This window comes from Pseudoalteromonas sp. CF6-2 (genome assembly GCF_021729425.1).
Taxonomy (GTDB): Bacteria; Pseudomonadota; Gammaproteobacteria; order Enterobacterales; family Alteromonadaceae; genus Pseudoalteromonas; species Pseudoalteromonas arabiensis.
On the sequence record NZ_CP091442.1, the window covers coordinates 1119993 to 1136240 of the forward strand.

The window sequence follows — 16248 nt, forward strand, 5'->3', positions numbered from 1 at the left end:
ATTACCTTCTAGTTGTTTTTTATAGTTCAAAGTTAGTGATACCTAACTTCATTAGTTCATTTTTTATTGTGCTGACATCTCTTGATTTATTTAAGCAGGTATAAGCTTGTACAAGTGGGTAGGTGATTTTAATACTTTTGCTGCCTATATTATTTCTCTCTATGCTATTGATTACCATTTGGCAAGCTTCTATCCTAATCATCTCATTTTTAGCTAGTTTTGCTTTTATTAAATGTAACTTAATAAAGATCGAGTTATTTTCAACTTTATCAGTTTCAGAAAGTTTTTCCTTTAAATTTGTGTCGTCTTCAAGCTTTTTTAATAGTTCTTCAGCACCTTTCAACTTTTTAAAATTTATTAAATATTGTATTAGAGTTATTTTTATTTTTATGATGGTCGCATCAGTGAGGTCTTGCTGATTGACGAAATCTATTACTTCTTTTAAGTCGTTGTTAGCTGCTTCTTTATTTGACAGCATTAATTGATATGCGTATGAACGATAATATTGTTTCTGAAATGCTTTGTTTTTAGGATCTTGACTTCTAGATTGATCCATTATCTCAGCAGCTTTTTTAGCTTTTAAATAAGCGTCGGTTTTGACTGGGAAATAACTCAATAGATAACTCTGCTGCATATAGAGATATGATAAGTTACTTTGCAAGCTCGCGTCATCAGGTGTTTCTTTGAGCATACTTTGGTGCTGTACAACAGCCTGATTAAGCAGAGTGAGTGCTTCCTTAAAGTTACCAAGTCTTTCTTCTGTGCTTGCAATCCAACTAATAGTATCAGCCTTGTCTCTTAATAAATTTTTATTATTAGGCTTAAGCTCTAGTGCTCTGTTCTTAAGTTCAAGGGATTGGCTAAAGCTCTGCTTTGCTTGTGTGTAGTCAAATTGTTTCAAATACAATGAACCTAACGAGTTATAAGAATAAGATAGCTCCATAATTGAGTTAAAATCGTTGGGTGCTAATTTGTACATTTGCTCGCTGTACTCTTGGTATCGTTTTAGCCAAGGTTCAGCGGCTTTATAGTCGCTGTTGTCATAGTGCAATTGCCCAAGCCAAAAAGCATTGGCACCTGCGAGCATTAGTAAATTAAGGTTATTAGGTTGAATTTTTAGTAAAGACTCTAGTCGAACACGGGCATTTTCAAAGGCGGTGAAGGCTTCGTCAGTTTTGCCACGCGAGTAGGCCACTTCGCCCATGGCCTCTAAGGTTTGAGCGTACTGAAAGCGGTTATTAAACTGAGCTTGTTTATCGCTAAAGTCAAACAATGACGCTGCTTCTTCATCTTGATTGGAAAAATACTCAAGAGCCTTATTACTAATACCATCCAATAAATCCATGCGCTTAACGCTTCTGAGTTTGTCGGCAAATTCACCGACCATAAAACCCAGTAAACTCTCAGCTTCTTGGCGTTTTTGTTTTGCTACTTGTTCTGCATGGTAGCTGCGCACGCTCATAAATGTGGCAATAAAGGTTAAGCACACAAGTGCAGCTGCCGTTATTTGTAATACGCGCTTTTTACGTTTTGCTTTTTTATTCGAGGCTTTTATTAAAGCAAGTTCATCGTTCGACAAGCTAAACATAGGGTTACTCACAAGGCTGTGTGCTTCTTGTAAGGGTTTACCTTGCGCTAGTAGAAAGTCGGTGTGTTTGTGTTCAAGCAGCCATCGCTCGGTGGCAAGTTGCACACGGCTTTTTATCGCTAAGCTTTGTTGATGCACAGCTACCCAGTCGATAGCGCGCTGCCAATGACGCAACAGCGCTTCGTGGGCAAGGCTAAAACAGGCTTGTTCATTTTTAAGGTGCGATACAAACAAACGGCTGTCGACCATGGCTTGCACAAGCTTAGTCTGTGCGGGGTTTGTAAGCTCGCTCCAACGTGCAGCGCGGCTGGTGAGTGTTTCGCCGTCTGGGTTTAGCGTGATCAGCCTTGAAAGCACAACGGCAAGTTCTGCTTGTTGCTCATTGGGTAATTGGCAGAATACCTGCTCGGCTTTTTGGCCAATCGCTCCTTCAATGGTGCCTAGGGCTTGGTATTCTGAAAATAGCAGTTCGCTGTCTGGGCTGCGCTGCAAATACAGCTGCTGCAAGGTGTATTGCAGCATAGGCAGTGCATCAGGGTTATTGGCGGTGTCATTACACAGCTGCTCATCAAGGGGGGTGTGATGTTCTGGGTGTGTTTGCCAACTTAAACCCGCTGCAAGTGCAGGCAAGCGGATCATTTGCTTTAGCTCTGAGCGTGTGGGCGCTAATAAGTCAAAATGTGCGCCATTGGCTTTACCTGCCATTAAACTTGGTTGACTCACCACTTGCGGGTAAAAATCATTACGACAAGCGCTAAAAATGATTATACAGTCACTGGTTGCTAAGCATTCTATGAGTTTTAAAAACTGACTGCGTTCGTCATTTGTGAATAAAGGTGACGATAATAAGACTTCTAAGCGGTCAATAAATAAAAATAAGTAGGGTTTGGTGTGTTCATTATTAAGCTCAGCCAGTGCAGCTTTGCAGCGACTAATAATATGTTCTGGCTGTGAGGTTAATAACTCGCACAGTGTTTCAGCACTCATATCACTGAGCACTGGGGCATCGTTTATTTCTAAATCGAGCAGGGTAGAGGCTAAATCTAGCAATAAGCGGTCTTTATTTACATCGGCAAAGTCTAATTGGCAGTAACTATGAACACGTATGCCATCATAGCCACTGGTATTCATTAAGGCAGGTAATACACCCGCGTTTACAAGGGATGACTTTCCTGAACCACTCGAACCTAAAATTAAACAAAAGGCACGGCCAAATTGAATCTGTGCAGATACTCGCTGTAATAAGGTTTCTATTTGCTTGTTGCGACCAAAAAATACTCCTGCTTGATCAGGCGAAAAAGCACTTAACCCGACAAAAGGCGAGTCACCTTGCCAAGCTGTTTGGCTGGCTTTTTGCTCTTCATCAAGGGGGAAGTTTATATTGGCAATTACGCGGTAACCACGCTTACGAATAGTTTCGATGTACTGCGGGTTACTGGCTTTGTCGTCGAATGCTTTACGAAGCTGCGTAATCACTTTGTGTAGCGGGTTATCGCCAAGCGCTACATGTGGCCAGCAGTGGCTGATAATTTCTTCACTGGTTAACAGTTCTCCCTGTTTTTCGCACAACAGCAATAATACATCCATCGCTTTTGGTTCAAGATGTTTGACTTGCTCGCCACGTCGTATTGAATTTGTGCTTGGGGTAACTTGCCATTCGCCAACAAAAAACAGCGCCGTACTCATAGTGTATCTTCTTTTTATTATTATCGGATGGACAGATTCAGATTCTGTTCAGGTAATTCTAGATTAATACAATATTATGAGTTTAACAGCAAGTCTGTTGTCTTTTTTGAAACTAAAAAAATCTTTACATGTCGTGTTTATAAAACTTTTTGTAAAGTTTGTTTGACTTTTTGTTTTTGTAGGTTAATCTTTAGTCAAGTTAACTTTACTTTTAAGGTGAGAATAATGAATCAAACAGGATTAACATTTAAACAGCGCAATAAACAAAATACTTTAAACCTTGCTAAGTGGACGGTAGCGTGGTTGCTAACGCTTGCTATTGCCTCGTTTGGGCCGCACTTTTTATGGCAAGATCAAACGGTGATAACTGTTGCCGCAATCGTTATAAATATACTTGTTGGCGTGATGATGATTTTAGCAAACAAGCGACAGCTTCAGGGCATGGATGAATTACAGCAACGGGTACAACTCAATGCCATGGGGATCACACTAGGTGCAAGCTTGGTATTTGGGTTAGCCTATTCGTTGTTACAATCGAGCGGATTAGTGCATTTTAACGAAGATATCTCACATTTAGTTTTGTTTATGGGCGTGACCTATTTAGTGTGCATTTTAGTTATGAATAAGCAGTTAAATGACGAGGATGAAGCATGAAAAACCGCTTGAAAGTGCTGCGTGCTGAGCATAACTACACCCAAGCAAAATTAGCCGAATTACTCGATGTATCAAGGCAAACAGTGAATGCCATCGAAAAAGGTAAATTTGACCCAAGTTTGCCACTGGCATTTAAAGCCGCACGTTTGTTTAACTTAAGTATCGAAGAGATATTTCAGGATGAATAAAGGTGTTGCAAGCAGTAGGTGGCGTTTAACAGCGAATGTTAAAGCATTCTTGTTAAACGCCATTTCTCTGGACGATATAAAATCGCAGCTACATTTTTTGCTAACTTTCGACTCGTAGCTTTTTCATTTGTATCGCGCTTAATGACCACATTAAAAAGCCACCCAAAAAGAGCGCCGCAGATACATAGCCTGTTTGGCTTGGCAGTGCGCCTTCGGCAATGGCCATACCGCCAAGCCAAGGACCAATGGCATTGGCTGTATTAAACGCACATTGCACGAGTGCGCCTATCATTGCATGGCCTTGTGGTGATACATCCATTAACAGCGATTGGATCACAGTACCTAAACCAACGCTAAAGCCAATAAAGAAAATAACCGCATATAACAGCCAAATATTGTGGCTGGCGCTCACATAACTGGCTGCAAATACAACAGCACCAATTAGCGCTGCCCCAGTGGTTTTTAATGGCGAGCGGTCAGCGGCTTTACCCAGTATATAGTTCCCTAAAGTACAGCCAATTCCAAACATAATCATGGCAATTGAAATCGTGTAAGCAGGTGTGTGAGTCACCACTAAAATAGTGTCGGCTATGTAGGTGTAAACACAAAATACGCCACCAAAACCAATAATAATGATACCTAGAATCGTCCACACCAGCTTGTTTTTAAGCACACTGAGTTCATCTAAAATCGACGTGGGTGTCGTATTTTTTACGTTGGGTACGTACTTAACAATGAGTGCCAAAGCCACTAAAGCGAGTAAGGCAGTACCTGCTAGGCAATAACGCCAACTAAAGTTTTGCCCAACGAGGGTAACCATAGGCACACCGACAATTGTTGCAACGGTTAAGCCCATAAATACTTTTGACATAAAGCTTGCGCGTTTGTCGGCAGGGGCAATGTCGGCGGCGAGTAAAATAGCCGCGGCAAAGTATGCACCATGTGGTAAACCGCTCAAAAAACGAAATAAAATCAGCTGTTCGAGTGAGTTTGCAAAAGCGCTTAAGCCATTGAATAAAAACATCATACTGACAAACATCAAGAGCGCATTACGTTTACGCATATTTGCTGTGGTGATCATAAAAAGTGGTGCACCCACAACGACACCAATTGCATAGGCACTAATGGCATAACCGCTTTGTGCGGGCGTTGATGAAAATGTTTCGCTGATCAGGGGCAGCATTGGCATCATAGAAAATTCAGACAAGCCTAAAATAAACGTGCCCAAAGCCAGTACTATCAAAATGGTAAACGTGCTTACGTTGCCTTGATTATTGGCTACGGTAGTCATGGAGATCCTTTAAAAATTGATTTTGAAAACGCCAGCAACAGTAGGCTGTTCTGGTATGAGATGTGTGCCCGTTGCTATTGTAATACAAATTAACGGTACTGATATAGTATTTTTTGGAACGTTCTACATTTGTTTGTTATAAGAAATTAAGCTGAACTTCTTAAGTCTTTGCTGTTCAAAATAAATACATATAAAAAGCCGACTATACTTGGTTTTACTGGCTTGGTTTTGAAGGAGAGCATAATGAAAAAGATATTTGCTTGTATCGATGGTTCATGTATGACCAATGCAGTGACAGAAGCTGCTATTTGGATAGCCAAGCGTACTGATTACCCAGTTAACTTCTTACATGCTTTAGAGCCCCCTTTGCCACAAGGCCGTGATGATCTAACCGCGATTATTGGCTTAGGGTCGCAAACGTCCTTACTTAAGCAATTGACAAAACTGGAAGTTGAACGCAACAAAATGGCTTCTGAGCATGGCAAGCTGCTGCTTGAAGAAGCGGTAAAAAAAGCACAACATGCAGGAATGACTGCGGTTGAGCATCAGCAGTTTTCTATGAGTTTAGTGGACGCTTTACTTGATAATGAAGACGATGCAAGGGTGATGATTATTGGCCGTTCTGGCAAGGGCCACTATGATGACTTTAAAGTATTAGGCTCACATATCGAAACTTTAATTCGCCAAGTGCATACACCCGTTGCGATAGTGCCGCCACACTTCCATGAGCCAACTAATTTTATGCTTGCCTATGATGGTAGCGAACATACAGACAAAGCAATAACACAGATTATTAACGGGGGGATTTTAACAGGGTTAGATTGCCATTTAGTGATGGTTGATAAACAAGACGGTCAATGCCAAGACAAGCTAGATACAGCCTCGGCAAGGCTGGTTGAGCATGGTTTTAATGTTAGAACCCGAATGCTTGATGGTGATGTATACGAGGCGTTATGGCGTTATAAAAGTGATCACGCCGTTGATTTAATGGTGATGGGGGCATTTGGTCACTCTAAATGGCGACAATTCTTTTTAGGCAGCACGACGCTAAAAATGCTTGAAGATAGCCGTATCCCTTTGGTGGTGCTGCGCTAATATTTTGACCCCTGCGCACTGGGTGCGACAATATGTCGCGTGTTCAGACTAATTAATGGGTTTTATAATCCACTTATTAATTAACTATCTTATTTTTAAAGATTTATGAACACGCAACTCTTTCGTCCTAGTTTTTCATTTTCTAAAATTGCAGCTGCACTTAGCTGTGTTTTAAGTATTTCGGTTTTTGCTGATGATTCGATTGAAGTAATCGAAGTACAAGGTTATGCCCAAAATAATCATCAACTCGTTGGCTCTGCCGATTCATTGTTATCTGATTTAGGCGTTGATTTTTCAGCGGCAGGTGGGGTGTCTAACTTACCTGTTATGAATGGCATGATGGGCGATAGAGTTAAAGTACTCGTTGATGGTGCTGATGTCACTGCGGCGTGTGCTAATCAAATGAACCCGCCATTATCTTACGTGTCGGCGAATCAAATTTCGTCTTACAGCGTGGTTGCAGGTGTATCGCCGGTGAGCAGTGGTGGCGATAATATTGCTGGTGTTATTAGGGTAAACACGATTGCCCCCGAGTTTAGCGATACAGACTCACTTAATTGGCGTGCAGGTTATGTTACCGCTCAGTACAAAAGTGTTAACGACAGCCAAGCGTATGGCCTAGGTGCAAGCCTTACAAGTAAACAGTTTAGCCTGTCTTATCAAGGCAGCTTTGAAGATGCCAATAGCTATGATGATGGTCATGGTGACCGCGTACTCGATACTTTATATCGTGTGCAAAATCATGCCTTAACGGGTGCTGTTCGTGACAATAAACAGCAACTTGTCGTTAAATTAAGCCATCAAAGAATTCCCTACCAAGGCTTTCCCAATCAATACATGGATATGACCGATAACACCAGTTACGGATTAGTTGCTCAGTATCAGCGCGAACTTGCAGACAGTAATTTACATGTGCAAGTGAACTATCATGATGTGAAGCACGAAATGGGTTTTTTTAGTGCAGAAAAAACAGGCATGATGCCAATGAATACAGATGCTAAAGACTACAGTTATCAAATACATTGGCGCACTGACTTAACAAAGCAATCATCATTGATGCTAGGACAAGAGTATTATAATTATCGTATTGATGATTGGTGGCCTGCGGTTGCAGGGTCAATGATGATGGGCCCGAACGAATACATTAATATCAATGAAGGAAAACGCGATCGTCTTGGGGCATTTGCTGAGTACCAAAATCAAGTCAACCAAGCTTGGTGGTTATCGGCAGGTGTGCGTGTTGAGCAAGTAACAACCAATACAGGTGATGTACAGGCTTATAACGAAGGCGGCATGGGTCATATGGGCTCGATGATGCATATGTCGAAAACCGATGCGCAAGCGGCGATGGAATTTAACCAATTAGACCGTAAACGTGACGACACCTTGGTTGATATGAGCCTCCTTGCGCGCTACCAATTAACTAACAACGATGAGCTGCAATTTGGCCTTGCACGCAAAAACCGTGCGCCCAATTTATATGAGCGTTATAGCTGGGGTGTTGGTACGATGGCAACCACCATGATCGGTTGGTTTGGTGATGGTAACGGCTATATTGGTAACCCAGATTTAGAGGCCGAAACGGCTCATACTTTGAGCGCTAGCTACACTAAGCTTGCTAAAGACGATAGTTGGCAAATAACAGCAAACATCTGGTACACGCAAGTAAGTGATTACATTGATGCTGAGGTAACTAAAAGCTTTAACCGCACCGACATGGCGCATACAGAACGCAATATTCTGACGTTTACGAATCTAGATGCCACACTTTATGGCGCTAAACTTGCTGGATTAGTTGAGCTTCATAATTCAAAGCAAGCAGGAAAGTGGCAATTAAAAGGCTCATTAACCAGTAGTCATGGCGAACGTGATGATAGTAATGAAGACTTATATCAAATCATGCCACTAAACACTAAGCTGAGTGTGGAGCACGAATACAAAGGTTGGCAAAACGCATTGAACTGGCAGTGGGTTGATAGTAAAACCAATGTTGATGAGCGTCGTTTAGAAAATAAAACCGACAGCTATCAGTTATTGGCTATCTCAAGTCAGAAAACATGGCAAAATTTAACCTTTAAGTTGGCAATTACTAACTTACTTGATGAATACTACCAACAGCCACTCGGTGGGGTGAGTATTGCTAATTACAAGCAAGATATGAGTAAGGGTTTTGAGCAGCTTGCAGGGCAAGGCCGCTCGTATAATGCCAGCATTAGTTATCGGTTTTAGGGAGGGGGTTTTATATTTGTAGGCGTGAAATTTATTGCGCGTGTTGCGCGATGTAAAATCGCGCCTACAACCTGCTTACACGCCTCGTGTTACTTAATCGGCAAATAAATATCTGTTTGCAAGTCGCATTCATCAACTTCATGGATGAGGTTGAGGTAATGAAAGAAACACGGGAAATCACGAACTTCTTCACCACTTTGCACTAGCCATTCACGATACAAGTAGTAAACCGTATCGCTAATAGTATCGTGAGAACCATTGTGGCGCACTACTGCGCAGCGACCTGCTGGAATTTCACCATTTCGCACACCTTGCGAATTTTCTGTTATAGGACGTGTGATACTGCCTGCAAAGTCAAAACGAAATGCATGATCTTCAGTCGTGGCAGGGTCGCTATACGGGATCCCATAAGTGCGACTGGTTTTAACGGGTGAAAAACCAGATTCTTTACGCCACTCAATAAATTTTGCGGCGGTATTCATAAGAGTATTTGCAGAACCTTGGTGAGTAAGTAACGCCACCGGCTGTGCTTTAAAATCAACAATGTTTACATTCATAGGGCAAACCTTTTTGTCAGGTAATGAAAATTCAAACTGTGTGTGCCAATTAGGCCAGTTTGGTTTGCTTCTGAACTCGCTGGGCGACTGCGTAAAAGTACGCTTGAAAGCACGGCTAAATGCTTCAGGGCTATCGAATTGTGCCTCTAGAGCGATGTCGATAATTTTTATTTGCTGCTCAAACGCGAGCCGAAATGAGGCGCGTTTTAAGCGAGCAAGTTGCGTATACTTTGTGATGCTTATGCCAACACCAGCAACAAATAAACGATGAAAATGATATTTTGAGCAACACGCCACCTCACTTAATTTTTCCAGTGATAGGGGCTCATCGAGATGTTGGCTTATATAATCACAGGCCAGCTCAATACGTTGTTGTTGCTTCGTTTTCATGGTTACTCGTTAATGCTTTTCAGAAGTGAGGCCAGTGTGCCATCACTTAAAAGTACCTACCTGATTGAAATTGCGCATTTTGTTTAACATTCACCAATTGTAAGCGTGAAATTTATTTCGCGCGAAGGTTTATGTTTTGCGTGGTCTTTAAAACGCGCCAAGTAAGCGTGACGCCTAAGGATGATATGGGGAATTTCGTATTTTGCGCGATGTAAAATCGCGCCGACGATAACTTTTTAACTTTCTTGTTCAGCTTCTTGCTGTGCTCGCTTTTCGCGCTCTGCTTTTGACACATAAGCAGGTTTGTTGCTTTTATGCAGTTTCTCATTGGCGCGTTTATCTTTTTGTTTAAGTTTAGTGAAGATCTTTTTTCTACGATTCATGGGGTCAACAAACAATAAAATGGGGTGAGTCGACATTGTACCTTGTAATTAATTTTAAGCCGACACTTTTTGCTTAAATAAGAGATTTCATGTCAGGGCTATAACCGTTACAATTAAAACGTACTCTCTAAAAACCTTTAAAACTCTGGAGCTTATCTTGAAACATTCATTACTTGCTGTACTTTTATTAAGTGCATTTTCTAGTCAGGCAGCTGTGTCTGAGCAAAGTGAAAAGCTGGCAAATTATGCGGTAGAACAGTATCAACAAGCGCAAATACATACCCTTGGAAATTTAGTCTCTTACCCTACCGTAAACAAAGAAGGCCTTGCAACACCAGATAACCCAGACTTTATTGGTTTTAAGTCGTTTTTAAAAATGAAAGCGGCGCAGTTTGGTTTTGACTATCAAGATTTAGGTTACACCGTCCTGATTGGTATGGGTGATCAAAACGACAAAGTAACGATTGTCACTCATGGAGATGTACAACCTGCAGATGCCAGTAAATGGCAGCAAAGTCCATTTAAAATGGACAAAACCTCTGAGCCTGGCAAGCTCATCGCCCGCGGTACCGAGGACGATAAAGGAGCGATTGCGACTGCGCTTCACGCGATGAAGGCAATTAAAGATAATGGCATTACTTTAAATAACCGTATTGAGCTTATGGTTTACCTTGCAGAAGAGTCTGACTGGGCACCATTACAAGAGTTTATGAAAACTTACCAGCAGCCAAAATATGCTGTAACCATTGATGCGTCATACCCAGTGGTTGTAGCTGAAAAAGGCTGGAGCTTAATTGCGCCGACTTTCTCAGCGACCTCAGCGCAAACAGGTTTATATGTGAGTGATTTAAAAGGGGGTGCCTTTGTTAGTCAAATCCCTGAAGATGCGAGTGTACTCGTACATAATGCAGATGCGGCAACAGTGGCTAAATTACACGACAATGTAGCGAAACTTAAAAACGTCAAAGTAGCGATTAAAGAGCAAACTGACGGTTTATTAGTGCAAGTTAAGGGTACCTCTGCACATTCCTCTGAGCCTGAGTCAGGTGAAAATGCCATTGCACACTTAGCTGAGGTATTTAAAGGGATTGATCTTGAGAATAACAGTGATGGTCAAGCAATTGAGTTTATTAACCAGTTGATTGGCCTTGATTTATATGGCGCACAATTTGGTGATATTGGTTACGAGCATGATTTTATGGGGCCAATGACAGTGTCGCCAACAGTGCTTACTCGCCAAGGTAATGATATTAAATTGTCTGTTAATATGCGTCGCCCCGTTGGTAAAGAAGAAGCTGTGCTCAAGCAGCAAATTAATGAAGCATTGAGTAAATGGCAGTCACGTAATGAGGTGACTTTAAAAGACACGGATATCGTGATTGGCACACCAATGTTGTTAGATGGCGCTCCGCATGCACAAGCACTCCTAGATATCTTCAAGCACTTTAGCGGTGACCAAGACGCAGGGTTTGTGTCAATCGGTGGCGGCACAAATGCAAAGCTATTTGATAATGCGGTTTCGTTTGGCCCATCAATGCCTGGTAAAAAATACACTGGCCACTCAGAGCATGAGTTTATCACCGAAGAGCAGCTTGCGCTTAACTTAAAAATGTATACAGCGATGATGATGCAGCTTGGTAATATGTAATCGCAATGTTTAAAACGTAAAACGCCACTTTTTTAAGTGGCGTTTTCATTTAGAGTTTTGACTAGAACTGAGCAACAAACCTAAGATTATAAAGCTCTCCAGAGCCTCTTTCAGTGTAATTAGCAGTTACATAGTATTGGTCGTTAAAAAAGTACTTACCTTGTAAAACTAACTCAGAATCATCTATACCTGCACCTATGGCATAGTGATTACCAAAATAGTAGCTTAACATGGCATTGCTTGCAGAGTCATAAACACTGTCTTGGTGACCGACATCAACAGTAATGTATTGACTGCCGCTTAAATGATTAAAGTATCTGGCAGAGATGTTCCAATAGTCGAGTTCATCATCTGTTTCAGCTGTAAAGCCTAGGTAATCTTTCTCATTGATTTGGTGGTTATACTGGGCTTTCAGACGCCAATAATCATCACCATACTCACGCTCATTTTTATTTACAGAGACTTTTAATGCATCGGCAAATAAGTAGCCTACACCTACTGTATAGTTATCCGCATCATCAATATCGTAAATTTCACCTGTAACAAACCAGTTTTTGTAATACCCCTCACCAAACATGCCAAGATAATCAGTGCTATCAGTATTAAAGTAATTTACTCGGATGTTTGAGTCTGTATCGAGGTAGCCATAATCATCGAGTACTCCAGAGTTTTGCTGCTCCTCAAAGTAGTAATGGCTTACTAATTGGTAGCCGTCAGAGTTATAATCGTCATGCTCGAGGTAAGTGTAATCAATACTGTTGAACCACTGCTTACCCACTTGTTGCTCTGTTGCTATTGAGCAGTTTGAATAGGCGAGTGTTGCAAGTGCAATGGGGGCTAGTTGTTTAAACATACATATCCTTGTTGTATTTTGATTTTCAGGTACTTTGACTTTCAGGTACATAGTACAACAAGTTGGTTAATGCATTGTAATAAAGTGTTAGAAGTATACGAATAGAGTTAATTTCGAAAGAGATATAAAAAAAACACAACAAATCGTAGTCGAGGTTTTATGAAGTGTTTTATTAACAAAAGCCACCTTGCTTAGAAGGTGGCTATTTCATTTTAGTTAAGCTTTATTTTAGTTAAGCTGAGTTGTTAGCGATATTTCTGCATTCATTAGTTTAGAAATAGGGCAACCTTGTTTGGTTTGCTGGCACAACTGGTTAAATTTTTCCTCTGAGATACCTTTAATTTTGGCACTAACATCAAGTGCAATGTGGCTTACTTCAAAGCCATCATCTACTTCGTCAAGGCTAACAGTTGCTTTGGTTGTAATATCATCAGCTACAAAATCAGCGTCGGTTAACGCCAGTGATAATGCCATGCTAAAGCAACTGCTATGTGCCGCAGCAATGAGTTCTTCGGGGTTGGTGCCAGGCTTGTCTTCAAAGCGAGTGTTGAAACCAAAAGGTTGGTTATCTAACGCGCCACTTTGTGTACTGATTTTACCCTTGCCTGATTTGATATCGCCAGACCAACTTGTGTGAGCCGTTTTTTTAATCGTCATCGTCATCTCCTTTGTAAATAATTTCGGCTAGTGTGAAATGATTTCAGAGTATTAGGCCGAAAAGTATGATTTGCTAAAGAAGTTGCAACTTAAACGCCAATTTTTCGCTTAGCTTCACGCTTGCAGCGCTCTGAACAATATTTTACATTTTCCCAATCTCGCTGCCATTTTTTACGCCATATAAAAGGCCGCTTACAGACAGGGCAAATTTTGCTCGGTAAATTAAGCTTTTTATGAGCCATGGCGTTGCCTTTTAAGACTTTTAACATGTTTTTGAAGCACAACTTTTGTACCCTGTTTCACATCATCGCGTTCTCTAAAAGACCATAATCGGTCCCGAGCTTGTTTTGCTGCTTGCTCTAAATCGACCATGGGCTCTGGGTAGTCTTCGCCGAGTTTAAAGTCATTAAAGAGGGCTTCCATCGGTGGTTGTAGCCATGGCTGATGAAGATCTTCTATGGGTAAGTCTTTAAGTTCAGGACACCAGGTTTTAATAAACATCCCCTCTGCGTCTTTGTCTTCAGATTGCTTTATTGGATTATATAAGCGAATGGTGTTGGTCCCTGTAACTGACGCCTGCATTTGGATTTGTGGGTAATGAATTCCAGGTTCAAAGTCTAAAAAATAACGCGATAGAATTAAACTGACAGGGTGCCAATGAATGTTCATATGATGGGTCATAAAACTCACTAACATGGCACGCATTCGAAAGTTTATATAGCCAGTTGCTGCCAAGCAGCGCATACATGCATCGATAATAGGGATACCAGTTTGACCTTGTTCAAAGCGTTTTAAGTGCTCTGTAATAAGTTCATCATCTCGATAAGGATAATGCAGGTAAGCAGGGTTTTGAGGTAGAAACTCCATACTGCACTGGCTTTCAAACTTTTGCATAAAGTGGCAATGCCAATGCAATCTTGATTCAAACGCATGTAATGAGCGACGCCAGCTTAGGGGCTGCCTTGTGAAATAGTACTTTAGGGTTTGATAAACTTGCCGAAGGCTTAGGTTTCCCCAAGCTAAATAGGGTGAAAGCCGAGAGCAAGTCTCTCTACTTTTTGATGGGCTTGAGATACCGCTTTGATAGCCCTTAGCACGCTGTTCAATAAAGCTTTGTAAACAGGCTCTGGCAGCATGAGGGCCGCCATATTGAAACTGTTCATCCTGCTCTGATAAGCACTCAGTGTATTTAGCAACTTGATAATTTTCAGGTAGAACGGCTTTAAAGTTATGCCAATCTGGCGTTACAAGCGGTTGATTCATCACGCTGTGCCAATGAGCTTGCCAATCAAATTGCTTTGGCCGCGCTCTTATAACAGCACCAAGCGGGGTTTCATGCCATGGAATAGATTTAGTGAAAAGCCAATTTTTTATTGCTTTATCACGCTCGAAGGTATTTTTAAGGCCGATTTCTTGGTGGCTAAAAACGGCTCTAATATCAAACTCTTTTTCTAGCGATTCAAACACAGAGAGCATATCTTGATTATAAATCGCAATTTCAGCATCTTGTTTTTTTAACTGTGCATTTAGGTCACAAAGCGATTGATAAACAAATCGCCAATGACGATGACTGTAATGAGGGTCATTTAGTAATAAAGGTTCGAAATTAAATAATAACAGACACGGATTAGATGAAGCAGCAGCTTCTGCCAGAGGCTGATGATCTGAAAGTCGCAAATCTCGTTTGAACCAAACAATATTGATTGCTTGTTTTACTGCGTTAAGCATTGCTATCTGTCTGTGTTAATTATGTATGCAGCAATACGAAGAGAGTAGAGGTTTAGATTACTTTATATCTGAGGTGTTTTATGTAAAAAGAAGCGGCCAGAATGACCGCTCTAATCGTTGCGTTTTATAACGCCGCAACGAATTTTTTAATATTCTCTTGTGCAGCTTCTAAGCTTTGTTCTGCGCCTGGCATTGCTAAGCCTTCTGCATAAATAAAGTCAACATCAGTCATACCAACAAAACCAAGCACATCTTTTAAGTATTTAGTTTGAGTGTCGATATCACTACCTTGGTACACACCACCGCGGGCAGCCAGTACCACAACTTTTTTGTTTTCAAGCAAACCTACTGCGCCTTGTTCAGTGTATTTAAACGTAATACCAGCACGTGCAATACGGTCAATCCATGTTTTAAACGTTGATGGAATACCAAAGTTATACATTGGCATACCGATAACGATAAGATCGTTGTCGTTAAGTTCGCCAATTAACTCGTCAGAGATTGCTGCAAGTGCTTTTTGCTCATCGCTGCGCTCGTTTACATCAGTCATCCATGCAGCCATTTCTGTTTGCGTAAGGTGATCAATAGCGTCGCTGCTTAAGTCGCGCACGGTGATCGCTACTTGGTCTTGTTCAGTCAGTTGACTTACAAATGTGTTTGTTAATTTAGTTGAGTTACCGTTTTCACCATTGAGTGAAGAATTTAAAACAAGTACTTTTTTCATCATTACACCTGCAAATTAGGAAGTTGTTCTCAGTATAAAAAAGTATAAAAAAAAATAATAATGCTATTAATCGAGCCGTTTGTTCGTTTTTAGCGAATGTTTTTCTGTGAGCGAAGGGATGATTATGAATGTTATGTTGAACAAGTAAATGCATAAAGAAAGGGCGACCTAAGTCGCCTTTTTTATTGATATGCTAATTCAGCATCAATATTACGCATCAAGTTTGTTACCCAGTTGATGTATTGACGGTGAATCTTCTTACCATCGTAATCTAGGTTGATAGAGTCTTTGTAATCAATAGAATATTCTTTTTCATTAAAGCTAATTTCAACTCGTAATTGGTGCTTTCGAATATCTAATGTGCCTAAAACCTTACCTTCTTGATTTGCACGACATGTCCATCCAAGCTTCATACATGCCTTGAGTATATCGTTCTCGATACTTTTAAGGTTATGGCTTTTATTGGCAACTGTAGGTACGGGGTTAGAGTCAAAGTTACGAATAGGTACACTCGTGCTACATGCGGACAAAGTCAGTAGTGTAAAAAGTGCAAATACTCTCTTTTTCATGGTAAGTC

15 protein-coding genes are annotated in these 16248 nt (G+C 41.0%); 5 read left to right on the plus strand and 10 right to left on the minus strand.

Features of this window, described 5'->3' with window-relative positions; genetic code table 11:
• Positions 1-19: 19 nt before the first annotated feature.
• A complete protein-coding gene (locus L3Q70_RS05150) occupies positions 20-3274 on the minus strand; it encodes a transcriptional regulator (protein ID WP_193988532.1) in 3255 nt (1084 codons plus the stop codon).
• A gap of 225 nt (positions 3275-3499) precedes the next feature.
• Between L3Q70_RS05150 and L3Q70_RS05155 the strand changes: the two genes are divergently transcribed.
• A complete protein-coding gene (locus L3Q70_RS05155; protein ID WP_237115008.1) occupies positions 3500-3928 on the plus strand; it encodes a hypothetical protein in 429 nt (142 codons plus the stop codon).
• On the plus strand, positions 3925-4116 hold the full coding sequence (locus L3Q70_RS05160) for a helix-turn-helix transcriptional regulator (protein WP_062570454.1): 192 nt from the start codon (positions 3925-3927) through the stop codon (positions 4114-4116). The genes L3Q70_RS05155 and L3Q70_RS05160 overlap by 4 nt, the downstream gene beginning before the upstream one ends.
• A 100-nt stretch (positions 4117-4216) precedes the next feature.
• Here L3Q70_RS05160 and L3Q70_RS05165 read toward each other — a convergent pair whose 3' ends face one another.
• On the minus strand, positions 4217-5407 hold the full coding sequence (locus tag L3Q70_RS05165; RefSeq protein WP_193988534.1) for an MFS transporter: 1191 nt from the start codon (positions 5405-5407) through the stop codon (positions 4217-4219).
• A 243-nt stretch (positions 5408-5650) separates the two neighbouring features.
• Between L3Q70_RS05165 and L3Q70_RS05170 the strand changes: the two genes are divergently transcribed.
• Together L3Q70_RS05170 and L3Q70_RS05175 are read left to right on the plus strand one after the other, a co-directional pair.
• Positions 5651-6502: a universal stress protein gene (locus tag L3Q70_RS05170; RefSeq protein WP_062570456.1), complete on the plus strand. Its 852-nt coding sequence runs from the start codon at positions 5651-5653 to the stop codon at positions 6500-6502.
• Between the two features lie 105 nt (positions 6503-6607).
• A complete protein-coding gene (locus L3Q70_RS05175) occupies positions 6608-8731 on the plus strand; it encodes a TonB-dependent receptor (RefSeq protein WP_237115009.1) in 2124 nt (707 codons plus the stop codon).
• Between the two features lie 89 nt (positions 8732-8820).
• Here L3Q70_RS05175 and L3Q70_RS05180 read toward each other — a convergent pair whose 3' ends face one another.
• Both L3Q70_RS05180 and L3Q70_RS05185 read right to left on the minus strand, forming a co-directional pair.
• Positions 8821-9678: an AraC family transcriptional regulator gene (locus tag L3Q70_RS05180; protein WP_062570458.1), complete on the minus strand. Its 858-nt coding sequence runs from the start codon at positions 9676-9678 to the stop codon at positions 8821-8823.
• Between the two features lie 236 nt (positions 9679-9914).
• Complete coding sequence (locus tag L3Q70_RS05185) at positions 9915-10061, minus strand: DUF2986 domain-containing protein (protein WP_083515370.1); 147 nt, start codon at positions 10059-10061, stop codon at positions 9915-9917.
• A 157-nt stretch (positions 10062-10218) separates the two neighbouring features.
• Here L3Q70_RS05185 and L3Q70_RS05190 point away from each other — a divergent pair, with 157 nt between their 5' ends.
• Positions 10219-11709 carry a dipeptidase gene (locus L3Q70_RS05190; protein ID WP_237115010.1) on the plus strand — a complete coding sequence of 497 codons (1491 nt, stop codon included), beginning with the start codon at positions 10219-10221 and terminating at the stop codon, positions 11707-11709.
• A 61-nt stretch (positions 11710-11770) separates the two neighbouring features.
• Here the strand turns inward: L3Q70_RS05190 and L3Q70_RS05195 are convergent, their stop codons facing one another.
• The 6 genes from L3Q70_RS05195 to L3Q70_RS05220 form a co-directional block, all read right to left on the minus strand.
• Positions 11771-12562 (minus strand): putative porin, encoded by a 792-nt coding sequence (locus L3Q70_RS05195; protein ID WP_062570461.1) that lies wholly within the window; start codon positions 12560-12562, stop codon positions 11771-11773.
• Between the two features lie 228 nt (positions 12563-12790).
• Complete coding sequence (locus L3Q70_RS05200) at positions 12791-13219, minus strand: OsmC family protein (protein WP_062570462.1); 429 nt, start codon at positions 13217-13219, stop codon at positions 12791-12793.
• An 89-nt stretch (positions 13220-13308) separates the two neighbouring features.
• Positions 13309-13461, minus strand: coding sequence for a DUF2256 domain-containing protein (locus L3Q70_RS05205; RefSeq protein ID WP_083515355.1), 153 nt, complete (start codon positions 13459-13461; stop codon positions 13309-13311).
• Positions 13451-14947, minus strand: a complete 1497-nt coding sequence (locus L3Q70_RS05210; protein ID WP_237115011.1) for a deoxyribodipyrimidine photo-lyase — start codon at positions 14945-14947, stop codon at positions 13451-13453. The genes L3Q70_RS05205 and L3Q70_RS05210 overlap by 11 nt, the downstream gene beginning before the upstream one ends.
• Before the next feature lie 124 nt (positions 14948-15071).
• Positions 15072-15674, minus strand: a complete 603-nt coding sequence (locus tag L3Q70_RS05215) for an NAD(P)H-dependent oxidoreductase (RefSeq protein WP_346657788.1) — start codon at positions 15672-15674, stop codon at positions 15072-15074.
• Positions 15675-15853: 179 nt separating this feature from the next.
• Positions 15854-16240 (minus strand): hypothetical protein, encoded by a 387-nt coding sequence (locus L3Q70_RS05220; protein ID WP_237115012.1) that lies wholly within the window; start codon positions 16238-16240, stop codon positions 15854-15856.
• Positions 16241-16248 lie beyond the last annotated feature (8 nt).